34 protein-coding genes and 4 pseudogenes are annotated in these 23,594 nt (G+C 63.9%); 37 read left to right on the top strand and 1 reads right to left on the bottom strand.

All coding sequences use genetic code 11. From position 1 onward, the window contains the following. The first annotated feature begins 17 nt into the window (after nucleotides 1–17). The 28 genes and pseudogenes from G6N08_RS10335 (at nucleotide 18) to G6N08_RS10205 (ending at nucleotide 17,453) form a co-directional block, all read left to right on the top strand. Entirely contained in the window at nucleotides 18–344 is a 327-nt protein-coding gene (locus tag G6N08_RS10335; protein ID WP_163757008.1) for a hypothetical protein, read from the top strand. Beyond that, nucleotides 242–463, top strand: a pseudogene (locus G6N08_RS10330) (WhiB family transcriptional regulator); the annotation flags it as partial. The gene G6N08_RS10335 and the pseudogene G6N08_RS10330, both read left to right, overlap by 103 nt. Then, entirely contained in the window at nucleotides 463–1,458 is a 996-nt protein-coding gene (locus G6N08_RS10325) for a PD-(D/E)XK nuclease-like domain-containing protein (protein ID WP_246216821.1), read from the top strand. The pseudogene G6N08_RS10330 and the gene G6N08_RS10325, both read left to right, overlap by 1 nt. After that, the gene (locus tag G6N08_RS10320; RefSeq protein WP_163757004.1) at nucleotides 1,455–2,300 is read left to right on the top strand and encodes a recombinase family protein; all 846 of its coding nucleotides are present in this window, start codon (nucleotides 1,455–1,457) and stop codon (nucleotides 2,298–2,300) included. Before G6N08_RS10325 ends, G6N08_RS10320 begins: the two co-directional genes overlap by 4 nt. Continuing rightward, entirely contained in the window at nucleotides 2,297–2,512 is a 216-nt protein-coding gene (locus G6N08_RS10315) for a zinc finger domain-containing protein (protein ID WP_163757001.1), read from the top strand. Before G6N08_RS10320 ends, G6N08_RS10315 begins: the two co-directional genes overlap by 4 nt. 69 nt (nucleotides 2,513–2,581) lie before the next feature. Then, on the top strand, nucleotides 2,582–3,478 hold the full coding sequence (locus G6N08_RS10310) for a hypothetical protein (protein WP_163756999.1): 897 nt from the start codon (nucleotides 2,582–2,584) through the stop codon (nucleotides 3,476–3,478). Next, the gene (locus G6N08_RS10305) at nucleotides 3,475–3,900 is read left to right on the top strand and encodes a hypothetical protein (protein WP_163756997.1); all 426 of its coding nucleotides are present in this window, start codon (nucleotides 3,475–3,477) and stop codon (nucleotides 3,898–3,900) included. The genes G6N08_RS10310 and G6N08_RS10305 overlap by 4 nt, the downstream gene beginning before the upstream one ends. A 76-nt stretch (nucleotides 3,901–3,976) precedes the next feature. After that, nucleotides 3,977–4,630 (top strand): DUF7341 domain-containing protein, encoded by a 654-nt coding sequence (locus tag G6N08_RS10300; protein WP_163756995.1) that lies wholly within the window; start codon nucleotides 3,977–3,979, stop codon nucleotides 4,628–4,630. 151 nt (nucleotides 4,631–4,781) lie between these two features. Then, nucleotides 4,782–4,997 carry a hypothetical protein gene (locus tag G6N08_RS10295; protein WP_163756958.1) on the top strand — a complete coding sequence of 72 codons (216 nt, stop codon included), beginning with the start codon at nucleotides 4,782–4,784 and terminating at the stop codon, nucleotides 4,995–4,997. After that, the gene (locus G6N08_RS10290; protein WP_163756956.1) at nucleotides 4,994–5,392 is read left to right on the top strand and encodes a hypothetical protein; all 399 of its coding nucleotides are present in this window, start codon (nucleotides 4,994–4,996) and stop codon (nucleotides 5,390–5,392) included. The genes G6N08_RS10295 and G6N08_RS10290 overlap by 4 nt, the downstream gene beginning before the upstream one ends. Before the next feature lie 192 nt (nucleotides 5,393–5,584). Next, nucleotides 5,585–5,959, top strand: a complete 375-nt coding sequence (locus G6N08_RS10285; RefSeq protein ID WP_163756954.1) for a hypothetical protein — start codon at nucleotides 5,585–5,587, stop codon at nucleotides 5,957–5,959. Next, nucleotides 5,956–6,201: a hypothetical protein gene (locus G6N08_RS10280; RefSeq protein WP_163756952.1), complete on the top strand. Its 246-nt coding sequence runs from the start codon at nucleotides 5,956–5,958 to the stop codon at nucleotides 6,199–6,201. The genes G6N08_RS10285 and G6N08_RS10280 overlap by 4 nt, the downstream gene beginning before the upstream one ends. A gap of 413 nt (nucleotides 6,202–6,614) precedes the next feature. Beyond that, the gene (locus G6N08_RS20710; RefSeq protein ID WP_246216726.1) at nucleotides 6,615–7,028 is read left to right on the top strand and encodes a hypothetical protein; all 414 of its coding nucleotides are present in this window, start codon (nucleotides 6,615–6,617) and stop codon (nucleotides 7,026–7,028) included. 122 nt (nucleotides 7,029–7,150) lie between these two features. After that, nucleotides 7,151–8,452 (top strand): terminase large subunit domain-containing protein, encoded by a 1,302-nt coding sequence (locus G6N08_RS10270; RefSeq protein ID WP_163756993.1) that lies wholly within the window; start codon nucleotides 7,151–7,153, stop codon nucleotides 8,450–8,452. A 167-nt stretch (nucleotides 8,453–8,619) separates the two neighbouring features. Further along, nucleotides 8,620–10,013 (top strand): annotated as a pseudogene (locus G6N08_RS10265) (phage portal protein family protein). After that, entirely contained in the window at nucleotides 10,007–11,290 is a 1,284-nt protein-coding gene (locus tag G6N08_RS10260; protein ID WP_163756948.1) for a DUF6582 domain-containing protein, read from the top strand. The pseudogene G6N08_RS10265 and the gene G6N08_RS10260 overlap by 7 nt, the downstream one beginning before the upstream one ends. 1 nt (nucleotide 11,291) lies before the next feature. Continuing rightward, nucleotides 11,292–11,726, top strand: a complete 435-nt coding sequence (locus tag G6N08_RS10255; RefSeq protein ID WP_163756946.1) for a capsid cement protein — start codon at nucleotides 11,292–11,294, stop codon at nucleotides 11,724–11,726. A 104-nt stretch (nucleotides 11,727–11,830) separates the two neighbouring features. Continuing rightward, nucleotides 11,831–12,811, top strand: coding sequence for a phage major capsid protein (locus G6N08_RS10250; RefSeq protein WP_163753185.1), 981 nt, complete (start codon nucleotides 11,831–11,833; stop codon nucleotides 12,809–12,811). A gap of 2 nt (nucleotides 12,812–12,813) precedes the next feature. Further along, on the top strand, nucleotides 12,814–13,137 hold the full coding sequence (locus tag G6N08_RS10245) for a hypothetical protein (RefSeq protein WP_003921270.1): 324 nt from the start codon (nucleotides 12,814–12,816) through the stop codon (nucleotides 13,135–13,137). 12 nt (nucleotides 13,138–13,149) lie between these two features. Continuing rightward, nucleotides 13,150–13,452, top strand: coding sequence for a hypothetical protein (locus tag G6N08_RS10240; protein ID WP_003921269.1), 303 nt, complete (start codon nucleotides 13,150–13,152; stop codon nucleotides 13,450–13,452). Nucleotides 13,453–13,458: 6 nt separating this feature from the next. Next, nucleotides 13,459–13,926 (top strand): hypothetical protein, encoded by a 468-nt coding sequence (locus G6N08_RS10235; protein WP_163756944.1) that lies wholly within the window; start codon nucleotides 13,459–13,461, stop codon nucleotides 13,924–13,926. Then, nucleotides 13,919–14,329 (top strand): hypothetical protein, encoded by a 411-nt coding sequence (locus G6N08_RS10230; protein WP_163753181.1) that lies wholly within the window; start codon nucleotides 13,919–13,921, stop codon nucleotides 14,327–14,329. The genes G6N08_RS10235 and G6N08_RS10230 overlap by 8 nt, the downstream gene beginning before the upstream one ends. After that, a complete protein-coding gene (locus tag G6N08_RS10225) occupies nucleotides 14,326–14,865 on the top strand; it encodes a hypothetical protein (RefSeq protein ID WP_003921266.1) in 540 nt (179 codons plus the stop codon). Before G6N08_RS10230 ends, G6N08_RS10225 begins: the two co-directional genes overlap by 4 nt. Nucleotides 14,866–15,064: 199 nt before the next feature. Further along, nucleotides 15,065–15,298 (top strand): hypothetical protein, encoded by a 234-nt coding sequence (locus tag G6N08_RS10220; RefSeq protein ID WP_163756990.1) that lies wholly within the window; start codon nucleotides 15,065–15,067, stop codon nucleotides 15,296–15,298. 70 nt (nucleotides 15,299–15,368) lie between these two features. Beyond that, nucleotides 15,369–16,109 (top strand): hypothetical protein, encoded by a 741-nt coding sequence (locus G6N08_RS10215; protein WP_246216732.1) that lies wholly within the window; start codon nucleotides 15,369–15,371, stop codon nucleotides 16,107–16,109. A gap of 25 nt (nucleotides 16,110–16,134) precedes the next feature. Further along, nucleotides 16,135–16,404, top strand: coding sequence for a hypothetical protein (locus G6N08_RS20705; RefSeq protein ID WP_246216731.1), 270 nt, complete (start codon nucleotides 16,135–16,137; stop codon nucleotides 16,402–16,404). A 294-nt stretch (nucleotides 16,405–16,698) separates the two neighbouring features. Then, complete coding sequence (locus G6N08_RS20700) at nucleotides 16,699–16,950, top strand: hypothetical protein (protein ID WP_246216730.1); 252 nt, start codon at nucleotides 16,699–16,701, stop codon at nucleotides 16,948–16,950. A 98-nt stretch (nucleotides 16,951–17,048) separates the two neighbouring features. Then, nucleotides 17,049–17,453 carry a hypothetical protein gene (locus G6N08_RS10205; protein ID WP_157139269.1) on the top strand — a complete coding sequence of 135 codons (405 nt, stop codon included), beginning with the start codon at nucleotides 17,049–17,051 and terminating at the stop codon, nucleotides 17,451–17,453. 27 nt (nucleotides 17,454–17,480) lie between these two features. On the opposite strand, the gene G6N08_RS10200 is transcribed toward G6N08_RS10205, so the two are convergent. Next, on the bottom strand, nucleotides 17,481–17,687 hold the full coding sequence (locus tag G6N08_RS10200; protein WP_163756988.1) for a hypothetical protein: 207 nt from the start codon (nucleotides 17,685–17,687) through the stop codon (nucleotides 17,481–17,483). A 10-nt stretch (nucleotides 17,688–17,697) separates the two neighbouring features. Here G6N08_RS10200 and G6N08_RS20695 point away from each other — a divergent pair, with 10 nt between their 5' ends. The 9 genes and pseudogenes from G6N08_RS20695 to G6N08_RS10160 all read left to right on the top strand — a co-directional run. After that, nucleotides 17,698–18,369, top strand: a complete 672-nt coding sequence (locus tag G6N08_RS20695; protein ID WP_246216729.1) for a hypothetical protein — start codon at nucleotides 17,698–17,700, stop codon at nucleotides 18,367–18,369. Next, nucleotides 18,266–18,493 (top strand): annotated as a pseudogene (locus G6N08_RS21330) (phage tail tape measure protein); the annotation flags it as partial. The gene G6N08_RS20695 and the pseudogene G6N08_RS21330, both read left to right, overlap by 104 nt. Nucleotides 18,494–18,536: 43 nt before the next feature. After that, nucleotides 18,537–19,166 carry a hypothetical protein gene (locus tag G6N08_RS10190; RefSeq protein ID WP_246216728.1) on the top strand — a complete coding sequence of 210 codons (630 nt, stop codon included), beginning with the start codon at nucleotides 18,537–18,539 and terminating at the stop codon, nucleotides 19,164–19,166. Beyond that, nucleotides 19,085–19,561 (top strand): hypothetical protein, encoded by a 477-nt coding sequence (locus tag G6N08_RS10185; RefSeq protein ID WP_163756983.1) that lies wholly within the window; start codon nucleotides 19,085–19,087, stop codon nucleotides 19,559–19,561. The genes G6N08_RS10190 and G6N08_RS10185 overlap by 82 nt, the downstream gene beginning before the upstream one ends. A gap of 146 nt (nucleotides 19,562–19,707) precedes the next feature. Then, nucleotides 19,708–20,583, top strand: a complete 876-nt coding sequence (locus tag G6N08_RS10180; protein ID WP_163756965.1) for a C40 family peptidase — start codon at nucleotides 19,708–19,710, stop codon at nucleotides 20,581–20,583. A 666-nt stretch (nucleotides 20,584–21,249) separates the two neighbouring features. Next, entirely contained in the window at nucleotides 21,250–21,699 is a 450-nt protein-coding gene (locus tag G6N08_RS10175) for a hypothetical protein (RefSeq protein WP_163756981.1), read from the top strand. A 176-nt stretch (nucleotides 21,700–21,875) separates the two neighbouring features. Then, a complete protein-coding gene (locus tag G6N08_RS10170; protein ID WP_163756457.1) occupies nucleotides 21,876–22,178 on the top strand; it encodes a hypothetical protein in 303 nt (100 codons plus the stop codon). Next, on the top strand, nucleotides 22,175–22,879 hold the full coding sequence (locus G6N08_RS10165; RefSeq protein ID WP_163756979.1) for a hypothetical protein: 705 nt from the start codon (nucleotides 22,175–22,177) through the stop codon (nucleotides 22,877–22,879). The genes G6N08_RS10170 and G6N08_RS10165 overlap by 4 nt, the downstream gene beginning before the upstream one ends. Next, a pseudogene (locus tag G6N08_RS10160) lies at nucleotides 22,771–23,594 on the top strand (hypothetical protein); the annotation flags it as partial. The gene G6N08_RS10165 and the pseudogene G6N08_RS10160, both read left to right, overlap by 109 nt.

Here is a 23,594-nt window from a genome sequence, read left to right as displayed (position 1 = left end):
CGCGCAAAGGAGGCGGCGTGAGGTTCAACGACTGGTTGCGGTTGCCGTGCGACTTGCTCACCGAATACGGCTGCTACCCGATCCGTTTCGCCCAGGCTGTTGCCGAGGGTGTCGCGCTCGGGTTGCGGCGCGCGTCTTCCCCTGCCGCGGCTGACGTGGCCCTCGCCGCGGCGGGGGACCACCAACCACGGCAACCGTCGTCACCGCCGCGCTTCGGCAATCCGAAGGTGTTGCGTGCCGCGGCGACCCAGAAGCCTTTTTCCCGGAAAAGGGCGCCAATCCCGCGGCGAAACGGGTTTGCATGGTGTGCGAGGTTCGCGTTGAATGCCTGGATTACGCGCTAACCCACCGGGAGCGGTACGGGATTTGGGGCGGCCTGTCGGTAAACGAACGCCGCGGACTGCTCCGCAAGGCGTCACCGAAATCTATTGACCATCAAGCGTTTCGGAGCAGAGCGTTGTGATGTTCGCGGCTGGTGACAAGGTTTGGTGGTGGCACACGCCAGTGTGCAAGCGGCGCGCCGTGGTGGTCGAGCCGTCCGAGCGGCTCGTGGGTGTGCGGCCGGCCGGGGAACGCGAACTGCTGTACGTGGACGCGCGCCAACTGCACAGCGAAAACAGTCCGATCCCGCTTGAGGACGGGGTTTACGCGGGCATCCCCAACAGTGACTATCACAGTGACCGTGACAGCCTGTCAGCGTCCGGGGCGCGGCTGCTGCTGTCCGCGCCCGCGAAATACGCGTGGCAGCTTGATCACCCACCCGAGCCGGCGACCCACTTTGACATCGGGACTGTTGTGCACACGCTGGTGCTCGGCTGCGGCGACGAGATAGAGGTCGTCGACGCCGAGGACTGGCGCAGCAAGCATGCTCGGGAATGCCGCGACAAAGCCCGCGCGGCCGGGCGCGTTCCCATCCTGCGCGCTGATTATGACGCCGCGGTCGACCTGCGTGACGCAGTCAAAATCCATCACCGGCTCGCAGCCGAGCTGTTCGATGCTGGCGAGCCGGAAATGTCGATGTGGGTGAGAGACCCGGCGACGGGTGTGCGGCTGCGCGCCCGACCGGATTGGATGACCCAACGCGACGGCCGTTTGTGGCTAGTGGATTTGAAAACGTGTCAATCCGCTGACCCGCGCGAATTCGGCCGCAACGCAAACAATTTCGGCTACCACGTGCAAATGGCGTGGTACGTCACGGTGGCGCGCCTGCTTGAACTCGACCCGAACCCGGTGTTCGTGTTCGTGCTGGTCGAGAAAACACCGCCGCATCTTGTGTCCGTTGTCGAGCTTGACGCTGACGCCTACCAGCTCGGCTACCGGAGCATGCGGGAGGCCATCGACGTATTCCGGGCCTGCCGGGACTGGGATGAATGGCCCGGTTACGCAGCTGACAGTGAAATCGTTCCGGTTGCGTTGCCGCAGTGGGTATTTCGTCATCAGGGAAAGGAGTCACGGTGAGCGGTTACCAGCCGATCGTCTCGAAAACACCGGCGCGTATGGGCGCGTTCGACGAGCGGGACACTGATTTGATCCGCTACCTGGGGCTGAATCCGGCCAAACCGGAGGATCGGGCCGCGGTCGCGGTGTGCCGGCACTACGGGTTCGACCCGCTGCTTAAACACGTTGTCGTGATTCCCCGATCCGGGGTGTACATCACCCGCGACGGGCTTTTGCACGTGGCGCACCGTTCCGGCCAGCTCGACGGCATCGTTGTCGAGCAAGAACCCGTGCTCGACGGTGAGCGCGGCGAGTGGGTGGCACGAGTGTCGGTGTGGCGCAAAGACATGAGCCACCCGTTCACCTATCCCGGCCGCTACCCGGCTGACGGCGGCAACGATCGTTACGCGCCTGAGATGGCGCTGAAAGCCGCTGAGGCGCATGCGCTTCGCCGAGCGTTCGAGGTGGCTGGGCTGCCGGCGTTGGATGAGCAGCGTGAACCCGCCAACGAAACACCCCACACGGGCCGGTTGTTCGCTGACGTTAGTGGCGACGCCGAACAGCCTGCGTCGAAAGCCGCCGAGTCGCACCGCCGCAAATGGTTGAACCGCATGTTCGCGCTACTACACGAGGTGGACTGCAATGATCGCGGAGACCAGCTGATTGTGCTGCGCCACCTAACCGGGCGCGAAGACCTTGATCACCGCGACGGTCTCACCGACGAGGAACTGCGCGATGTCGTCCACACGCTCAACGAGCTTCGCAAACGAGGCAATCTCAGTGGCCGGGTGAAAGAAATCCTCAACACCGCGGCGATTGCTGCTGAGGAGCAGCTGGTTAAACGGGAAAGCGAGCTGGAATGAGCCGCCGCGCCGCCGAACGAAACCCATTCTGGACCGGCCGCGTTGTCGCGGCCGTGCAGGATGCCCTGTCCCGCAAATGCGGGATGTGCGGCGCGAACGTTGGCGAGGACTGCAACAGCATCATCGACGGCGGTCCGCTGCCCGGAAGAATCGTCCACCGCTACCGGGTGGGGGCGACATCGGCTCGTTGTTCAGCGGGGCCGGCGGCCTAGACCTCGCCGTCGAGGCCGCGTTCGGTGGTCGCATCGAACCTGACCCCAACCCAAGGAGGAGAGCGCCTAATGCCGCGTATTCGCACGATCAAACCGGAGTTCTGGGATTCGCCCGACACCGCAGCAGCCGACCTGCGGACGCGGCTGCTGTACATCGCCATGTGGAACTGGGCCGACGACTACGGCATCGGCGATGCGACCCCGGTTCGGCTGATCGGGTTCGCGTTTCCCAACGACGAGATACCAGTGTCGGATTATCCGAGGATTCTCTCGGAAGTTTCGAGAGCTTACGGAGTGGTGTTCTTCGAGCACGCCGGGCGCCGGTATTTCGCCATCCCGGCCTGGGATGAGCATCAACGCACCGAGAAAAAAGCAAAGGCCAACGACAGCTTGCTAGCGGCGGCTCAATCCGCTATAGCAGCACGTCAACGACATGAGTCGGAATCTCCGACGCTTTGCCGCGGATCATCCGAAGAATTCCGCGGAACTTCCGGCCCTGGAACAGGGGAACAGGGGAACAGGGGAACAGGGGAAAAAGACGACGACTCACCAACCAACGCAACCCACCACAACGCCACCACCGTCGAAGCCATCGTCGTCGAAAACGCCGCCAGACCCGCGCGCAACCATCCCAGCAGCGCTGCCCGCACCGTAGTGCGCCAAACCCTCGGCCACGCCGGATACCCGCGCAGCACCATCGACCGGCTCGCCACCCAAGTCGACCGACTCACCCGTGAAGGCCAGCCCGACACGCTCATCCGCCAAGCACTCACCGCCTGGGACCGGCGCCCCAACTGCGAACGGCCCGAATACCTGCCAACCGTGCTGTCCGATGTGCTCAAAGCCAGCCGCGCATCACCAGCCACCAACGGCCACCAGCTGCAAGGCGCGGACCTTCGCGCAGCCGAAAACGAAACGTTCAAACGCCAGCTGCGACAGCTACGACAGCAACAGGAGCTGCCATGATCACCGCCGAAGACGTGCTCGACGCACTCACCAAAGCCGCCGCATACGACACATCCCACACACCGAAAACCTCGAACATACTCATCGCCGCGTGGGTCGAGCACTTCCAGCAGTACGCCCCAGCCGTGCAACGCGCAGACCTGCTGGCCGCAGTCAGCGAATACCACCGCGAACCCCGCGACCGGATGCTCCAGCCAGCCGACCTGTCGGCGATCGCCCGCGCGTTACGCCGCGACAACACAAGCGACGAACCGCCGCCCGCGCCGCCTGCGGCCGAACCTGCCGACTACCCACCGCACTGGACACCCACACACCGCGTCAACGCCTACTGGGCAGCCCTGAACGCTCACACCACCCCAGCCAGCCAAGACGAGTGGGAAAACCTGCTCAAACAAGCCGCCAACCAGGAGCACGCCCAATGACAGCGCAGCATGACACGGCCATCGACGCACTCGACTGGCGCACACCGCTATGAGCAGCGCACCACGCACAGCACCAATGGCGTCACCCAAACGTAGGCGAAGCTCACCGCTGTCCGACGCGCGCCGACAGCTCGACTACGCCATCAGCGCCCTCATCGATCCCAAACCACAGCACACCGGCACGAGAATCGTGTGGCTGGACAGCCTCTACGACCAGCTCCGCGAAGCCGTGCCCGGCACCAAACGCGACCGCACCGGAATCGCAGCCTCCCAACCACCCGCGTGGATCGACGCCCTCGACCTGCTACGCGAAATCGACGCCACAGTAGCCCACTGGGAGCCCTCCTGGCCGCAAAACCACCGCAACCCAGCCGGACTATCCACCCCAGTGACAATCTTGCGTCTACGGGCCATACAGAGCCGAAAATGGCGCCCCCACGACGTCGCCGACATCCACGACAAAACCGGCGCGATCAGAAAATGGGCCGAACGCATCACCAACATGCTCACCGACACACCCGTCAAACACCTGCCCGCGGCCTGCCCGGCATGCGGAAAGAAAACCATCTACCGCCATGACTCCGCCGGTGAACTCGTCCGCCAGCCAGCACTCCAAATCACCACCGCCGGCTGCGTCTGCCAGCACTGTCGCACCACCTGGGGCCCTGAGCGGTTCCTGTTTTTAGCCAAGGTATTGGGCTACGAGCTTCCAGCCGGCGTACTGGAATAGAGCAAGAGGGTTTCTTGTGTGCCGGCGGCGCAGGGTAAACGGCCCGAGCCGGATGCTTTAAACGCCGTCTGCCCGCTGGAGTGCTCGAATGAACACCGTTTTGTCTAGCCCGATCTTGACAGATTTGTCTAGTCCAGACTAGACTGGTAGTATGCCGAAACGGACAGAAGTCATCAAGAAAATCCAAAAAGCAGCCAAAGCGCGCAACATGCAATTCACCATCAAACGCCACGGCGGCAACCACGACATCTACGACCTCGACGGCGCGCCAATCCCCATACCACGCCACCGCGAAATCATCAACCGCGACGCCGAAGGCATCTACAAAGAATGCGAGATCAAACTCGGGAAAGGATGGTGGCGATGAAAACCTACACGGCGATCGCCAGCCCCGACGAGGGCAGATGGTGGTTCATCCGCATTCCTGGCCTCGGAAACAACCCCGATGAAGGACTACCGACCCAGGCCCGCCGGCTCACCGACGTCGAGCCGATGGCACGCGACCTCATCGCCGTCTACCTCGACGTGCCAGAAGACTCATTCAACGTCGAAGTCAAAATCGAACTGCCCACTTCCGTCAGCGCACACCTGCAGCACGCCGACGAACTGCGACGCCGCGCCGCCCAAGCACAAACCGAAGCAGCCGCCGAATACCGGGCCGCCGCCCGAGAACTGAAAGCCAACGGCCTAACCGTCCGCGACATCGGCAAAGTCCTCGACGTGTCACACCAACGCGCCCAACAACTCGTGCACTCAGCCTAATTGCACGCCTGTAATTCATCAGCTAACATCTGAAACCACGCCACACGTGTCCCCAAAACCGGGTGGCGTTTCTCATCGTAGACGTTGAACCGGCCTCGCGCGACCACAGCCCAACACCTGGGAGCTTCCCATGCCCAACGCTGCTGTCGCGGGATTGATCGCCCAACGACTCCTCAGAAAGCCCGCCACGCCATGCCCCGCCCAGACGTCACCAAACTGCTCGCCGAGTCCTGGCACAACCTTCCGCACCCAGACGGCCGGCCACGCAGGCTCATGCACTTCAGCCAATTCAATCAGTCCAAAGAATCCCAAGGCCGAATCCGCAAACTCGCCACCGACCTCGCCGAAGCCGCACAACACACGCTGGAGCGCCGCGGCTACACCATCAACCACCGCGACGACCCCAAAGCAGCCGACCAAGACGGCTACAAGGTCGCCAACATCTACTGCCAACACTGCGGCAAACGCCTGCTTTCACTCACCGTCGACCACGACATGAAAGCCCATCTGTCACAGCTTGCAATCCGCTCCATCACGCAGGTCAAACCGGAGTGCCCGCACGAATGACGACGCCGATCACGCCGGAGCAGGTGCAACAACTACGCGAACGCCTCCAACAAATGGCGGCCATGCAACAGCTACCCACAGGGTCCGCGGCAGCCGCCCGGATCTACACCGTCGACGAAGGCATGCAGCTCGCCGAACACATGGCACAAGCACTGCACAACCACGACCGGCTACCCATCACCACCACCGTCACCCACAACGACGACGGCACCCTCACCATCCACGTCAAACCCAGCGCATAGCAGCCACCCAATCCGACGGCATCCGATGGCACCCCACAAACTCACCACCAGCCAACGCGGACTGGGATACCGACACAAACAACAAGTCGCACGCCTCAAACGAAACCACGTAGACGGCACCCCATGCTGGTGGTGCGGCGAACCCATGTACCTCAGCCAAGGACTATCCGGCGACCACAGCCTGCCCCGCTCAGCAGGAGGCAAACTCGCCGACCGGCTGCTACACACACACTGCAACAGCGAACGCGGCGACGGCTCCCGCGACCATTTAAGACCAGCACTAACCGGCAAACCTAGCAAACACCCAATCCTCGACCTAGGACACCAAGCCCTGCAATGGCCGTGGTGAACACCGCCACCGATCAACCAGTCAGCAAACCAACCCACATCCTCTGACCACCGAAGATGGGCGCATGGCAACCACCCCCGAAAAAATGTTCGACCACCCCCCCACCCCAGCGACCCGCACCTGGGTCACCAATTTCTCTCCCCGAAGCAAAAAACATGGCGGTGACGGTCCGGTGAGAGTGCGTCGGCAGACGTTGGCTGGTGTGGCCGGGCGTGGTGATCGCGCGGCCACGTTGCGGGCGCTGCGCGACAAGTTGGCCGCTGAAATCGACGGTTGCGAGTCGTCGCGTGATGTTGCGGCGCTGTCTGCGCGATTGATGGACGTTCTCGCGCAGATCGACGCCGTTGAGAAGCCGCGAATCTCCAAGAGGGACGAACTTGCCCGAAAACGTGCTGAGCGTCAGCGAAAAGCCGCTGCTGGGCGACCAGACGCCGCGGATTCTGGTGGTACCGCCAGCGGTGACAAGCGCGGCGGCTGAGGCTGTCGAGTTCGCGGCGTCGGTGGGACTGGTCCTTTGACCCGTGGCAAAAGCTCATCCTTGAGCACAGTCTAGGCGAGCTGGCGGGCGGCAGATGGTCGGCGTTCGAGGTCGGCTTGTGTGTGCCGCGGCAGAATGGCAAGTCGGTGTTGGCTGAGGCGCGGATTCTTGCCGGGCTGTTCTTGTTCGGCGAGGAGCTGATCGTCTACTCGGCGCACCTGTTTGACACGGCGATGGAGACGATGCGCCGGCTTGAGCAGTGGTTGGACGCGTCGGGTGAGAAGTTCACGGTGAGCCGGTCAAACGGTAAGGAGGGTTTCGAGCTCGCGACGGGGCAGCGGGTGAAGTTCAAGACGCGCACCAAGGGCGGCGGCCGCGGTTTGTCTGGTGATTGCGTGATTCTCGATGAGGCCATGATCCTTGAGTCCGCGTCGATCGGTGCGCTGATGCCGACGCTGGCGGCGCGGCCTAACCCGCAGCTGTGGTACATGGGCAGCGCTGTGGACCAAGAGGTCCACGACAAGGGGTATGTGTTCGCCAGTGTTCGCAAGCGGGCGTTGGAGGGCAGCAGTCCGAGGCTGTGTTATGCCGAATTTTCGTGTGAGGAGGGGGCCGATCCCGCAAGTCCAAGGGAGCGTGCCCGCGCCAATCCCGGCATGGGTTATCGGATAACGCCGGAATACATTGAAGACGAGTATCAGGCGCTCATCCACACACCGAAAATCTTCCTCGTTGAGCGGTTGGGGATCGGTGACTGGCCGACGCTGGCCGAGGTCACGCAGCCGCCTATTGGTGCTGATCTGTGGGGAAGCCTGGCTGACCGGGCGCCTGCGCTCACCGGTCTTTATCCGCAGGTGCTTGGCGTGGACCGCGATCCAGTCACCAAGCAGTGGGCAATCTCTGGCGCGCAATTCTTAAGCGGCGGCGGTGTGCACGTCGAGATTGGTTGGAGCGGGTCGGGTGCACCGACTGAGGTCGCGGAGCGGATCGTCGATGTTGTTACAGAGGCTGATCCGGTGGCGCTGGTGATCGACCAGCGTTCCCCCGCTGCGGTGTTGAGGCCGTATCTAGTTGAGGCGGGCATTGAACCGCACATGACGAATGCCTCCGATTTGGCGATGGCCTGCGAGGGTTTCCTCGAAGCGGTGCTGGCTGGGCAGATCAGTCATCCGGGACAGGAGATTCTGGATTCGTCAGTCGTTTCAGCCGTCAAACGAGAGCTGCCGGGTGGCCGTTTCGCGTGGGATAAGTCGCCGGGCGGCCAGATTGTGCAGTTGATGGCGGTCACGTTGGCTCATTGGGGTTTGTTGACATTCAGTGTGCCGCCGAAGCGGGCTCCGTCCCCGCTGATGGAACGGCAGGAGCCGAAGTCGTCGCAGGACGTGTTTGAGCGCGAGTTCGATGCGATGAGCGTGCGTTTCTAGTCCTGTTTTAAGGCTAAAGGAGGGAATATATGGCGCCGAAGCGCAGTATTCCCGCTACAGCACCACTTAGGACCCCCGCGAAGCGTCTTCCGCGGCGTGTAGCTGGACATAACACGAAGACAGCGGTGCCGGTAACTGAAGCCGGGTTCGCTAACCCGTTCCCTGGCATGCTGTCGGCGTTTTCACAGTGGGACCAGTTCGAGCAGGTTCCAGAGCTGCTGTGGCCGAACAGTGTCCGCACGTATACGCGCATGTGGCGGGAAGATTCACGCCTTGCCAGCGTGTATTACGCGATCGCGTTGCCGGTGTTGCGCACCGCGTGGCGAATCGACCCCAATGGTGCGCGCGATGAGGTCACCGAGTTTGTCGCCGCTAACCTCGGGCTGCCTATCGTGGGCGCTGACGAGTCGAAGCCGAAGCCTCGTATTAGGGACAGGTTTTCGTGGTCGCAGCATCTTAAGCTGGCATTGCGGCATTTGCAGTACGGTCACCAAGTGTTCGAGCAGGTGTATCGGATCGGAGAGGATGGCCGCGCGTATCTGCGCAAGCTGGCGCCGCGGCCGTCGTCCACGATCGCGTATTGGGACATCGATTTAGACGGCGGCTTGATCGGGATAACCCAATTCCCGCCCGGCACATCGTTCGGGACTCCCCTGGGGGTGACCGGAGGCATGCAGGGGCTGCAATTGCAGATTCCGGTCAATCGCCTCGTGGTGTATGTGCGCGACCCAGACCCCGGCCAGTGGATCGGAAACAGCCTGTTCCGTCCCGCCTACAAGCATTGGCTGCTAAAGACGAGTTCATTCGTATCGAGGCCACAGCTGCGCGGCGTAACGGTGTCGGTGTCCCGGTGGTGATCGCGCCCGAGTCGGTGTCGGAAGCCAGCGTCGGCGATCAATCGCTGCAACCGTACTTGGACATCGCACGCCAGTATCGGGGCGGCAACAACGCCGGTGTGGCATTGCCGTTCGGCGCCCAGTTCAAACTGGCCGGCGTCGAAGGCAATTTGCCCTCTGGGTTTATCCGTCAGGCCGTCGAGTATCACGACAAGCAGATGGCTCTGGCCGCACTGGCACATTTCCTCAACCTTGACCGCGGCGGAAGTTACGCGCTGGCCAGCGTTCAGGCTGACACGTTTAGCGAAGGCGTCCAGCAGGTCGCCGACGATATACGCGACACCGCCCAGGCGCACATCGTCGAAGACCTTGTGGATATCAACTTCGGTGAGGATGAGCCGTGCCCGATGCTGGTGTGTGAGGAGATCGGTTCACGCCAGGACGCTTCGGCTGCCGCGTTGCAGATGCTCGTCAACGCCGGCCTGATCACCCCCGACCCGCGGCTGGAAGCCTTCGAGCGCCAGCAGATGGGTTTGCCTGCCGTTGACCCGCAACTTCAACGCGAAAATGCTGCGCAATACCCGCTGCCCGCGCCGCCGGACACTGAGCCGATTACGGAAGCCAAACCGGAGCAACCGTTTTCGTCGCGTGCGAAAGTCACCGCCAACGCCAGGCGAACGCCGCGGTCGAGGAGCAACCCTAAAGGAGCACTGAAACTATGGTGAACCTCGTAACTGTTCCCGGTGTGGAGCTGATGCGCACGGGCAAGTGGAATCTGTCTACCGGCGAATGGGAATGCACCGAAAAGGAAATAGCGGCCGCGATCGAAGCCCATGAGAAAGGAATCCTGCGCAAGCCTGTAATCAGGCTGGGGCACAACGATCCACGTTTCTCCGGCGACCCGGCTGTGGGCTGGCTGGACAATCTGCGGGCATCTGAGGACGGTCGCGCGCTGATCGGGGACATGGTTGGTGTCCCCGAGTGGCTGGCCGAGATTCTTCCGTCCGCATACCCGTCCCGGTCGATTGAAGGTTTGTACGACTACACCGCACCTGATGGCAGCGTGCACGAGTTCGTGTTGACCGGGTTGGCTCTGCTGGGAGCGACACGCCCTGGTGTCGAGTCGCTGCAAAGCCTACAGGACGTTGCCCGACTGTATGACATCGCCGCCGCCGGGCGCATGGGCGGCAAGGCAATCGAGCTGGTGATCGAGGCCGCCGACACCCCGAAGCCGTACGGGAACGTGAAGTATGCGGACCCGAAGAACGGCAAATACCCGATCGACACCGCTGAGCATGTTCGCGCAGCATGGTCGTACATCAACATGCCGAAGAATCAGAAAGATTACAGCGCAGCGGAATTAGCCAGTATCAAGGACCGCATCAAGTCCGCTGCGAAGAAGTTCGGCATCAAAATCAGCGACGACGACGACGATGACGACGGCGGCAAGACCGAAGCAGCAACAAATTCTGACACAGAAAGGGGCTCCATAGTGGCTCTCTCACCCGATATTGCGGAGGCGATCGGTGTTGACGCGTCGGCAGACGAAGACACCATCCTCACTAAAATAGCGGAGCTGAAACAACGCGCTGACGCGGCGAAGGTCACCGCCAGCGGCGCGGATAACGGCCTGGTGCAGATCGAGCAGGCTCAACTCGACGAGCTGAAAGCAGCCGCCGCCCAGGGTGTGGAGGCCCGCGCCCGGCAGATCGCCGAAGAAGATGAGCGGATCGTGATGGCGGCTATTCAGCAAGGCAAGATCGCGCCCGCCCGCAAGCAGCACTGGCTGGACTCGCTGAGAGCAGACCGGGAAGGCACCAAACAGGTTCTCGAAAGTTTGGCCGCTGGTTTGATTCCCACCAGCGAGATCGGCCATCAGGGTGTGCGCGGACAGGTCGGTTTCGAAGCAGCGCCCGACCCTGAGCAGGAAGCCAAGGAACGTGTGCACGCGCGGATCATGGCGTCTTTGGGTATTCCCACCAAGAAAGCGAGCGTGAACTGACATGGCAGGACAGGATTATGTGCCCCTCTACGTCGCCGGCACCCAGGCGTCGTGCGTCGCCGGGTCGGCGGTGACAGCGGGACAACTGGTGCAGATCACCGGTGGGACTCTGGTTCCCGGCACGCCCGGTGTTGCTGGCGGCCAGCCTAATTCAGGCACCGTCACCCCGACCGTGGCGCCCACCTCGGACGCCACATCCGCAGAGGTTGGTGTCGCGGCGAACAACGCGGTCGCCGGGCAGCCGGTGAGCGTCTACTTCGGTGGCGTTCACGTGCTCGCCGCATCCGGATCGATCTCGGCTGGCGATCCTGTTCAGGCAGCAGCCAGCGGGGCTGTTGCCGACGCCAGCTCGAACACTACGTATTCCCAGATCATCGGAAGGGCTTGGAGCGCCGCGTCGAATGGTCTTGCTGTTGTGCGCCTAGCCGAGCATTAACGGAAGCGAAAACCCCCAAACCGGCGAAAAACCGTTTTCGCCGGTTTTCTTTATCCACGAAAAACTGTTGCGCGGCACCAGTTTAAGGAAAGGACCAGGTCGAGATGCCGTTCCTCGAACCACCCGGTTTCCCTACCGGGAATCTAGCAACCCAAGATGTCTACTCGATCAGCCGCTATCTCAACGATCCGTTGATGGTATTGCGCGCCCTTCGGACGATAGCCGACCAGATTTTCGTCGGCGATAAGGTTCTGACGGGCCAGTTCTACACCGAAGACGGCGCGGTGATCTACGAGCAGATCGAGTCGATCTTCGCCGCGAACACCCCGCAAGCGGTGCAACCCGGCGACGAATACCCGCTGTCTCCGATTCCCACAGGTCCGGCGCAGATCGCAAACGTGGTCAAGTGGGGTCTGGACACGATCATCACCGATGAGGACATCAGCCGGCAGAACTTCGACGTGCTGTCGCGGGCATTCACGAAGCTCGTCAACAGCATGGTCGCGCAAGTCGATTCGGTGGTGATGTCGGCTGTGGTCGCCGCCATCACAGCCACACAGCCCGCGTCGAAGCCGTGGAATGGCAGCTCAGGCGCCCCGAACATTCTGCGTGACATCCTCCTCGCCGAGGAGCAGATGAGGGCGCTGAAACAGGGCTACATCGCTGACACGGTGCTCTGTGACCTGAACACGTTCGCCACCGCGATCTCCGACCCGACGCTTGCGCTGCTGTTGCCACGTGAAGATTTCGGTCACGGGGTGCGTGAAATGCCGGTGTTCCAGGGAATCGGCTTCCAAGCCAATATCGCGGGGAAGAAATGGCTATCAACCCCGAACTTGCCGACCACACCGTATGTTGCGGTTCTCGACGCAAAGGTGTTCGGCGCGATGGTTGACGAGCGGCTGCCTGCGCCCGGCTACGTTGGCGCACAGTCCGACAACAGCGGCGACGACGACGGTCGCTCCATGATTCAGGTGAAGACGATGCGCGAGGACAAACAGGACCGCTGGCGTATCCGGGCCCGGCGCGTCACTACTCCCATCATTATCGAACCCAAAGCCGGCGTCCAAATCACGGGATTCTGACAATGAGTGGCTACCGTGTGATCGCTCCTCTGGTTGTGGCCAAAGATCAGACAGGCCGCAACCATCACGTTTACGCCGGCGGCTGGCTGCCGTGGCTTGATGATGAGCAGCGTGCTCATTTCCTCGCCCACGGGCTGGTCGAGGAAGTGGACACACCCGCGACCGTCGCCAGTCCCGGCAGTGAGCAGCCCGAACCGGATGAGCCGAAAAAACCGCCGCGGGTCGCCCCCAAGGAGACGTGGGTTGAATATGGCGTCGCCCAAAACCACGACCGCCGTGCACTGGAAGCACTGTCCAAACAAGAACTCGTCGACCTTCTAGGCTGACAGGCTGACAGGATGACCGCGCCGGCAATCAGCGTCGGCGAGACGGTGACCGAGATCGCGTTGCCTCCCGTTGCGGCGGTGCTGGTGCTCAACTCCAGCGCCGGTTTGGGGGATAGGAACGCCGCGCCGAATGTTGTGGTCAATGCTGGCGCCCCGGCCGCGCTAGAACCCCAGCAGATCGGTATCCGGTTGCTGCCAGGCCAAATATGCCGGCTGCCCCTCATTGACTCGTGCAACGGCCAGCAGTTGCCGTTGTACGCGATAGCGGACGGCCCCGGCGCACAGCTTGAGCTGCGGCTTATCGAGGGCTGGTGAATGTGAATGATTCCGTTTCTCAACTTGCAGGAGTTCCTGGCGTTGTGGGACGGGCCGCCGCTCACCGCGCAGCAGCAGGCGATCGTGCACCTGCTGCTGCAGGTGGCGTCTCAGTGGATATACGCCAACGGGCCGCAAGGCGCAGGGTTGCCATCGACCGACCCGACCGCGCAGTTCGTTGTGTGGGATGTGGTCAGCTCAGCCGTGCGCTATCAGCGGTACAGCAAGCTCAGCCAGTTTTCCCGCACCGTTGGGCACCGCATTGAGGGTGGCAGCTTCACCGACCCGATGAAAGCGCTCCAGTTCACCGACAACCACAAGATGCTGTTGGGGATCCCGTTGGAGGCGCTGCCCATGTCATCGTGCCGCCCAAACGATTTTTACGCCGCGGACCAAGAGCAAGGGTGGCCGACCCAATGGTCGGACCAGTTCGGTAACCTCGGCTGGGACTGGTGGGAATACGACAATGACTAGCTATCCCGGCGCCGACACGCTGGGCGTGGTCACGAAAGCGCCCACCGGTCGAGTTGACGCGATGAATCAGCCGATCACAACCGAGTCGGTGGTATGGGTCTACGGGTGCGTATTTGAGCCGGTCACACACATTTCCGCGATCGAGAAACAAACGGACACCATCACCAGCGCCGAGCAGGCGTGGGCGTTCCTGCCATACGTTGCTGGTGTCGGCGTGCCCGGTGTGGACGACAACGGCGACCAAGTCGCTGCGACGATCACTAACTCGTGTTGGATCAGGCCGCGACGCGCGGACCCGCAAGCCCAGCGCGACTACAAGGTGCTCGGGCTGCCGCAAATCCACTACGACATAGATGGCCTGCCCGATCACGTGTTGGTCAATTGCGAATGGAGGGCAGGGTGAGCGTCGAAGACGAGTTCGCCGCCGGGCTGGCCAGCGCGGAAGTGCAAGACGCGGTGGATGAGCTGGCGCGCGAGGTGTGCGAGCAGGTGAAGGCGCTCACCCCGGTTTTCGGTGACCGGCCACCGCACCGGGCGGCGCCAGCAGAAGGCGAAATAGGAGATGCCCGCAACGCTGTGCACGTCGAGCCGCTGCCTGACGGCGGCCGCCGTGTCATCTCCCGCGACAAGAAAGCCGTGTGGATTGAGATCGGCACCAGCCACATGCCCGAGTACGCGCCGTTCACCAAAGCGGCCGCCATGTTCGGCGCCGAAGGCGGCCCATCGTTTTCGTCGACCGGCCGCGACTCGATGGCCGACGAGGGTGTCGCGTACGCGCACGCGCATCTGCGCGCAGAGCTGGAGCGTTTCGCGAAACTGTCCGCGGAAGGCGCCGCGGCGCATGAGATCGCGGCCGCTGCCCGCGACGTGCGGCAGGCCCGCATCGCACGCTCGGCCGCGTTCAAAGCAGCACGATCACGTGGCAGGCGCGGCCGGTGAGCCTCAACTACGGCACGACGCCATCACCGACACAGGTCGGCATCGGCGTGTTGCTGCCGCTCGGCGCAGCAGGTGTCGGTGAGCGCCCCAGCCGGGAGCCGGATCCGGTGACAGCGAGCCAGATGTCGCGCTGCCGTACTACCTCGTCAACGGCATCGCCGGCAACGACGACAAGTACTGGTGCAACGCGATCATCAGCGTGCATACGCTGGCCGCCACGATAGCCGAGTGTGACGAGTGGGCGTGGAAAGCCCACCACCAGATCATTAGCCTCACAATGGGGGACATTATTAGGCTTCCTAGCGGCGAAACCGCGACGGTGAGCGGTCTTGGGCCGCGAACACATCAGATGCCGGTCTACCAACCCTACGAAGACCCGTTCATCAAACGGTACTACGCGAGATACTTTCTGCCTTTGCGCTTCTCCGCATAGTTTGCGCAAAACCCGCTGCGCGTCTTGCTGTTTTCGGCTTTGACGCTATCGCGCCCCGAAAGGAAATATCATGACACTTCCCGCAACCGGCGGCACTTGGGCCGAAGTCCTCGAAGACAACCTGAACCCGCTGAATGTTCGGTACTGGCAGATCACCCACGGGCTGATCCGCGACTACGATCCGACCGGCACGTTCAACCTGGCGTCACCGGCTGTCGGGCTCGGCACCGTCCAAACCGCCAGCGGACCCGCGCAGCTGTTCACACCGTTCGCCGCCGACAACGTGTCGATCCGTGGCGACCTGTTGGTCACGTCACCGAACAGTGCTGTGAACTTCTACGACCTCGGCCTGCTGAAAGAGGACGCCACCGACTGGACCCCGGACCAAACGCTGCAGCAGACGCCATCAGCGCAGCTGGTGCGCTCGGTGCGTAACGTGCTGACCAAGCTCGACGACAAGGTGAACTTCACTCCGCTCGAGTCGAACCCGCTGATCGACTACCTGAAGTTCGAGCTCCCGCTGACGGGGATCCCGGCGCTTGGCACACCTGGCTACGGTGTGGCTCGCGGCAACACCGATGTGCCACGCGAGCGCACGCTGGTGCTGATCGGTGTTGACACCGACGCGAACCTGGTGGCGCGCGTGTTCCCGCGCATCATCACCGACAAGAAGGGCAAGAACGAGCTTGCCCGCAAGAACCCGGATTCCTCGGAGCTCACCTACGAAGTGCTGCCGGACCCGTTCACCAAGCAGACGATGTGGGTGCCGCGCCGGCACGGCATGGCTGGGAGCGGGCAATCTGCAGTTTGAGACCGCGGTTCCCACGGTCACGCCGGTGACCGGCCTCAATGCGACGATCACGTTCCCGACACCGATCGACATCACGTCCCCGGTGTACTCGGTGCAGATTCAGCAGACACCGACCGGCGCGTGGTCGGCGGCAACCCTGTCCGGTTCGCCGTCGGTGTCGGGCGGCCTGACGACGTTGACGATTTCGGGCCTGACCGCATCGACCACGTATAACGCGATTCAGGTGACCGCGACAGGGGCCAACGCCACAGTGACCGGCCCGCAGTCGGCTCCGTTCACCTCAACCGCGTCCTGACACAACGCAACACGAACATTCGCGCCGCGGCGGCCGGTTTGTCTCCGTGGCCGGGCCGCCGCGGCGATCCACGCAGACCCGCGCAGAGGACAAACAGGCAGGAGACACATTTATGCAGGAGCAGGTTTCCCACAGTCACGATTCGTTCGAGGCGGCGCGCGCACAGGCCGCCGAATACATGGGATTCACCGCCAGCGAGCGCATCATCACCCCCAAAGGCGAGGTATTCGAGATACCCAACCCTTCTTTGCTCGACGACGAGCAGCTGGTCGCTACGACGCTTTGCAGCTCGAAGTGGAATCGTGGGACCGCGAGGACGACGAAATCGACGAGAACGGGAAAGTTATCCGCCGCGGCGAACTCAAGGAACCGAACCGCAAAAACGGTGTGCTCGTGGAAAACTACAACATTCAGTTAGCGCGGGCGATTTTCGGGGACCGTTACGAGGCTTTCCGGGCGGCGGGCGGTCGCGCTGTCGACGTGACCCTGATCTGGCAGAAGATGGGCCGGGAGCTTGCGGAGCGGCGCAAAGCCGACCAAAAGTGACCGAGGCGATCAAATTGTGGAGGCTGTTTCCGACACAGATTGAGGCCGACCTACAGATTCATTGCCGGAGGCGGATAGCGGAGTGGCATCAGGGCACGATGAGCAGCCGAGAAATGCTCGCGCTGCTCGACGGGCTGCCAGAGAACTCCAAATTTAAAGAAGCATCCGAGCGCACCTTCCGTGTCGCTGAATATGTCGGCGAGGACAAGCAGCTCACCGGCAAGTTGCTAAGAATTCCGGCCGCCGGGGCTCCTCCCAAAGACGTGAAGGTGATCGCCACCTACATCGACTGGACGTACGACAGGAAACTGTTGGCGCGCATGACCCGTGAGTTGGCGGCTTTACGCGCGGACCGTGGCGCTCCGCAACCAGACATCGCGGCGCTGTTGGAGCCATTGGACGCGATCTTGCTTGAGCGCAAGGAGTTAGAGCGCGCTGAGTTAGTGCGGCGCGCTAAAAGCCACATAAGCGTCGGCCTCTACGGTATGAAAGGCGGTGAGTGAGCCGTGCCGGTCTATTTAGATGTCAAGTCACGGCTCGATGTCGCGGCCGCCCAACTGGCCGCCCGCGAAGCGAAAGCGATTTTCAGCCGCGCCGGTGACGACATCGGACGCGGCCTCGGCGGCGCGCTGACACGAGCGTTGTCGGCGATCGACGGCAGCGCCGCGCGCGCCGTTGCGCGGACTGCAAGACGAATGTGCTGCGGCAGCCGCCGAGGAAGAAGCCGCGCGGCGCATGATGCGGTCGATGGGCCAAGTCGAGGTGGCCCAAAAGCGGCTCAACGAGACCACCGCGAAATACGGCGCCGACAGCAGCAAGGCCGCTGCAGCCAACGTGGCGTTAGCCGACTCGCATGCCCGCGCATCGAAAGCACAACGTGATCACGTCGATGCGATGGTCGCCGCCGAGGCCGCGCACAGCCGGCTCGGCAGCGCGATGGACAAGAGCGCGACCTCGGCCAGCCGCGCCGGCCAGGTGTTCAACGCGATCGGTGTCGCCTCCGTAGCTGGCCTCGGTGTGGCGTTCGTCGAAACCACTAAGAAGGCCGGCGATTTCCAGCAGGCGATGATGAAACTGCATGCCTCGGCCGGCCTTCCAGCACAGGACTTGAAAACCGCCTCCGACGGCATTCTGAAGCTGGCCGGCCAAGTCGGCTACACCGGTGAGCTGGCCGAGGGCATGTACACCATCACCGGCCGGATACCGGCCGCCGACGGGTTCAAGGTGTTGCAGGCCGCGGCGCAGGGCGCCAACGCGGAGCAGGCGCCGCCTCGAGGTCGTCAACGTGCTGACGACGTCGCTTCAGGACTTCCACATCCCGGCCGACCAGGCGGCGAAAGTCATGTCGCAGCTGGTGACCGCGGTCGGCGAATCCAAGGTTCCCTTGCAGGAATTCGCGGGCGCGCTACACACGATTGAGCCGACCGCCGCACAACTGCACCTCTCATTGGCTGATGTGTGGGGGACGCTGGCGCAGATCACCCAGTCTGGTACGTCGGCGGCTCAGGGCGCCGAGCAAATGAACAACGCGATGCGCGCCCTGTCCGGGGCGGACGCTCCGCGCGGCAGGCGATGCAGTGTGGGGATTGACGCAGACGACGTGTCAGAAGCTCGGCGGCCCGAACGGGCGCGGCCTGGCGGGCACGATGCATACTCTACAACACACGCTCGCACAGAAGGTAGACCCGTCGACAAAGCTGCTCAACACCGGCGATGTGCTCAAGAGCGCGCAAGCGGTCAACGACATGAACGAGATGCTGACCAAGATGTCGCCGGCCGCGAGGCAGGCCGCTGAGGCGTTGCACAACCACACAATTGGGCACCGCGAATACCAGATGGTTGTTCGTAAGTCGAACGAGCAGGACGCGACGCAGCTCAAGCAATACCAGGCGCTCGACGACAAGGTCGAAGGCTTCAGCAAGCGGCTAACCGGCGGCCGGCAGACCCTGGAGACGCTGAACCAGGCACTCAACGAAGTGACCGGAACAATGTCCGCCGCCGCGGTCGCGCTGCAAATCACCGGAGAGCACACCGACGAGGTCAACGGCAGGATCAAAGGGATCGCCGAGAGCACCCAGGAGGCGGACGGAACGGTCAAGGATTCCACGAATCCCAGGGAACTCTCAACGCGAAAATGCGTGACGCGAAGGCCGCGTTCGGGGCGGCCGCGATTGCGATCGGTAACGACTTCCTGCCCGCCGCGACGACCGCCCTGAACGTCGTCAAGGACGTAGCTAACGCCCTAGCGCAGCATCCAGGCATCATGCATGGCGTCATCGACGCGCTCGGCGCGCTGGGCGGCGCGTGGGCGATATTCAAGGCCGCCAAGATCGCCGAAACCGTTCTCGCGCCAATCGCCAGCGGGCTCGGCACGATCGTCGCCGAGGAGGACGCGGCCACCGCCTCGACGGGGCGCCTCAGCGGCGCTTTGGGACGTCTCGCCAAGGGGGGCGCCTTGGCTCTCGGCGCGCAGCTTGGCGGTGACGCGCTGCAACACGCGACGGGTCCCAGCGGGTTCTGGCACGGCGCGGCCGTGGTCGGCACCGATGCCGCGACCGGTGCCGCCCTCGGATCGGTGTTCGGGCCTGGGGAACCGCCATCGGCGGCATAGGCGGCGCGGGCGTAGGGCTCTACCATCAGCTCGCCGGCCACTCCGGCGGTGGCCCGCTGCGCGCTCCTGGGCCGAAAGGCAAAGACTCGGCGCTGTTTTGGGGCGCAGACGGCGAGCACGTCCTCACCGCTGACGACGTGGACGCGATGGGCGGTCACGGCGCGGTGTACGCGTTCCGGCGCGCGCTGCACCGTCAAGGCGGGGGAGCCATCGGACCCGACGTGCAGGCCGCTTACTCGATGATCGGCACGCCCTACAGTCAAGCCACACGCCACGACTGCTCGGGGATGGTGGGCCGCGTCATCGCCGGCGCGCTCGGCATCCCTAACGTCGGATTGCCCACCACCGTCAACATGGGCCAATGGCTGGCGTCGCTGGGGTTCCGGCCCGGCATCGGCGGCCCTGGCACGATCAGCGTCGGCTGGTACGACCACGGCGGCGGCAACGCCGGGCACGCCGCCATGACGCTGTCGGACGGCGAGAACGCCGAAGCCGGCGGCTCGCACGGGAACTTCGTCGGAGCGGGCGCTGCGGGCGCGAACAGCCCTCAGTTCGACCATCACATGTTTTTGCCGATCGGCGACCTGCAAGGCCCACCCGGCTACAGCGCAGGCGGCGGCTTCGGCGGGGGCGCCGGAGGTTTCGGCGGCGGCGGCATCGGCGGGCCGGCATCCCGGCCGGCGCAACGCCCGGGACCGGGCCCGGCGGCCAGCCGGGCTACTACACGCGCGACGACGAGAAAGTCGCGGCCGCGCGGGAACGGCTGCGACATCTCGACAACGAGATTCACGACGCCGAAGAACGCCGCAACGAACTCAAAGCAACCGCCAAGCAGTCCGAGCGGGATCGGCTCGACCACGAGATCGAGCACCTGCACCGAGCGCGATCTGGCGCAGCGCAAGCTCGAAGACGCCGAGCGGGCGCGCCACCGCTGCGCGGTGGCGCGAACAGTTTCGGCGGGTTGCGGTTCGGCGCACCGCTCGCGGAAGGCTTCGGCCTCTCCGGCGGGGTCAAAGGCTTAGGGGAGTGGCTTGTCACCTTCCTCGCCGACCTGGCGATCGGCCCGATAGAGGGCGCCATGCTGGGCAACGCCATCCGCTCCAGCGCAGTGGGCGCCGACTACGGCTTGGACGCTGGATTGACTTCGGCGCTCCCGGCGGTTACGCAGACCTCGGCGACTACGGCACACCGCTGCCGCCTAGCAGCGCCGCCACGGCCGGATGGCGAGCCGGCGGCGATACGGCCCCACCGGCCGATGGTTCGCCGACCGGCACAGGCGCCGCGTCGGCTGCGCCCGAAGCATCTTCCGCACCGCCGACGCCAGCACCACCGACGCCAGCACCGCCGGGGCCAGCGTCACCGGCGCCGGCGATGTTCCAGCCCCCGCAGCCGGCGCTGACCCACGGTCCCCTGCCTCAGCTCGGGCCGTTCCCAACGCTGCCCGGCGTGGTTGATGGCCGCCGGGATCCCGGCGCCTCAGCAGCCGGTACCTCCGGCAATCGAGACATATCTCGGAGTTATTACCGGCCGGGCGTCTGGGCCACGCTTGAGTCTGCCGGGAATGCTCGGCGGCCCAGCGACAGCCCCGCCGAATCGGCAACAGCTCGATCTGTCAAACGTTGGCGGCCCGCCCACGGCACACGCGCCGATACCGATGCCACCGCACCCGATGGGGCCCCATCCGGGCGGTGAATCTCGCGCCGATGGATGCGCCGCGCTTCGCTGCCGGCGGCCCGGCCGGCACCGACATCATCCCAGCGTGGCTGTCGCCGGGCGAACACGTGCTCACCGCCGACGACGTGCGCGCGATGGGCGGCCAGGACGCGGTCTATGCGTTCCGTAATGCCCTGCATCGCAATCACGGTGGTGCGGTCTATTTGGTCGGCGGCGGTGACCCGACGCAGCCGCCGCCGACGCCGAAACCACCGGCCGCGCCGCAACAGAAGTCAGGCGGGCAGCCTCATTTGCCGGTCGGCGCGCCGAAATCGCCGGGCCGGGCAACAAAGGCACCCAGGCCAGCGAAGTGTCGGCCGAGGACCGCTCAGCGCACACCCCGGAAGGTGTGGCTAAGCCCGGCGCCCGCAGCGGTTGCCCGACGAAGGGCTGCCACCATCACCGGGGCTCGGCGGGCGGCCTGATCGGCGCCGCCGAATCAGCAGCGGCGTCGGCGGCGTCGATGGGCGCAGACATGGGCACATTCGGAGGAGCCGGGGGAGCGGCCGGGGAGCGATGCAGGTGGTGTTCCAGGATTTGAACCGCACCGCCGGATACCGGGCAGCTGGGCGGCATCGCCGCCGAAGGCGTTCTCAGCACCTTGATCCCGTCCGATAGCCCGCTGTCGCAGTGGGGCAAAACACTGCCTGGCCGCCTGTTGACAGGTATCGCGGGTGTGCGCCCATCAACGCCGAACACCGCGGGACAGACCCAGCAGCCGCTCACCCCGGCCAGCGGCGGCGACGTGCACAACGGGGACCGGATCGGCTCGCAGTTCAACGCGCCGATCGTCGTGCAAGCCAACAACCCCGACGAGTTCCGTCAACGGTTAATGACCGAGCAAACCGCGCAGTCCAACACTGCCGGACGCCAATTCCCAAGGCCGTACGGATTGCCGCGATGACGACCTACCCTCTGATTTACGCCACCAACGACGCCACGATTCTGCCCCAGGGCGCAGCCGATCTGCTGGACGGCGCAATGCCCACTATCAAGTTCACCAGCCCCGACGGAAACTCGAAGTTCACGCTGTGCGGGCCGGAGGCGCCGTGGCCCGGAATCCAAGACGGCATCCTCTTGGTGGACGGATTATCCGGTGTCACACCAGGTTTCAAGCACATCGACCTCAAAGGAGCGCGGCAGCCCGGCGTCACCTGGACCTACACCATGTATGACACCTGCAACTTGACGATGCGTTTGCAGGCGCATGCCACCACCCCGCAAGGCATGTCGCGCCTGGTGTCGGAGTGGATCGGTGCGTGGAACCCGAATCTGCAAGGCTCGCTGGAATATTGGACGGTTGACCGCGGCTATTGGTGGTTCCCGGCTGGGGCGAGCCGTGGGCGGATCAGATCGCAGCTGCCGCGGCTCGTGCTGCATCAGGAGTTCACGCAGAAGATCCGCAACGATCTCGCGTTCTGGCTCGGTGTGCCGTGGACAGACACCTTCCGCGTGACACGTCGGGGTGGACCGGCTCGGGCTCCGGCTGGTTGCAGTTGGGCAACATCGGTGACCAGGACGGCTGGCCCGCCATCCTGTGCTACGCGGGAACCGAAGACGGGGCCACGTTCAGTTTCGCCAACGGCCCCGGCTCGACAACGATGATCACGTTCGGACCACTGAACGCCGGTGACATTGCGCTGATCAACACTTTATCCCGGCTGCCGCGCGTCGTCGACCTCACCCCGCCACGGTCGCAGGCGCCGCAGTCGGCGTCGCCGTCGCTGCTCGACACGCTCATCAACTTTGTCAGCGGCAACAACGTGCCGCCGCTGCTGCAGCAGTTCGAGTCGGCGTTGGGGCGCTGCCGCAGACCGCCCGCTGGCGTCGCTGATCACCGGCAACTACACCAACCCGATTCCCGGTGTGGCGCAGCCACAATACGCGCAGCCAGCGGCTATCGCGTGCTCGATCACCGGCGGCAACCCGGCATCGAAAATGGTCGCCTCTATCACACCGATGAGGGTGTGGCCGGAATGAGCAGCCTTGACCAGCAACAGGTTACGCTGACCGGGCCCGATCCCGTCGCGGCGATGTCGAGTGCGCTGCAATTGGCCCGGCCGCACGAATCCGTGCCGATCAACATGGATGTGCGGCTGTTCGACAACTATTACCGCACCGAATACCAGTGCGGCGACTACATCGAAGTCACCTGCACCTTCCCGCGTCTGAAACTGCCCGACGGCACATTGACGCTCAAAGGACAAGACCCGCTGGCCGAGCTTGCGATCACTTGTCAGACAACGGTCGTTCCCGTGGTGATCGATTTCGAAGGGGAGCCGGCCGCTGGTCGGGCGCATCGACGTCGCGCACGACAAAA

Source organism: Mycobacterium botniense (assembly GCF_010723305.1).
GTDB classification, from domain to species: domain Bacteria; phylum Actinomycetota; class Actinomycetes; order Mycobacteriales; family Mycobacteriaceae; genus Mycobacterium; species Mycobacterium botniense.
This window is presented reverse-complemented; position numbering and strand designations above follow the sequence as displayed.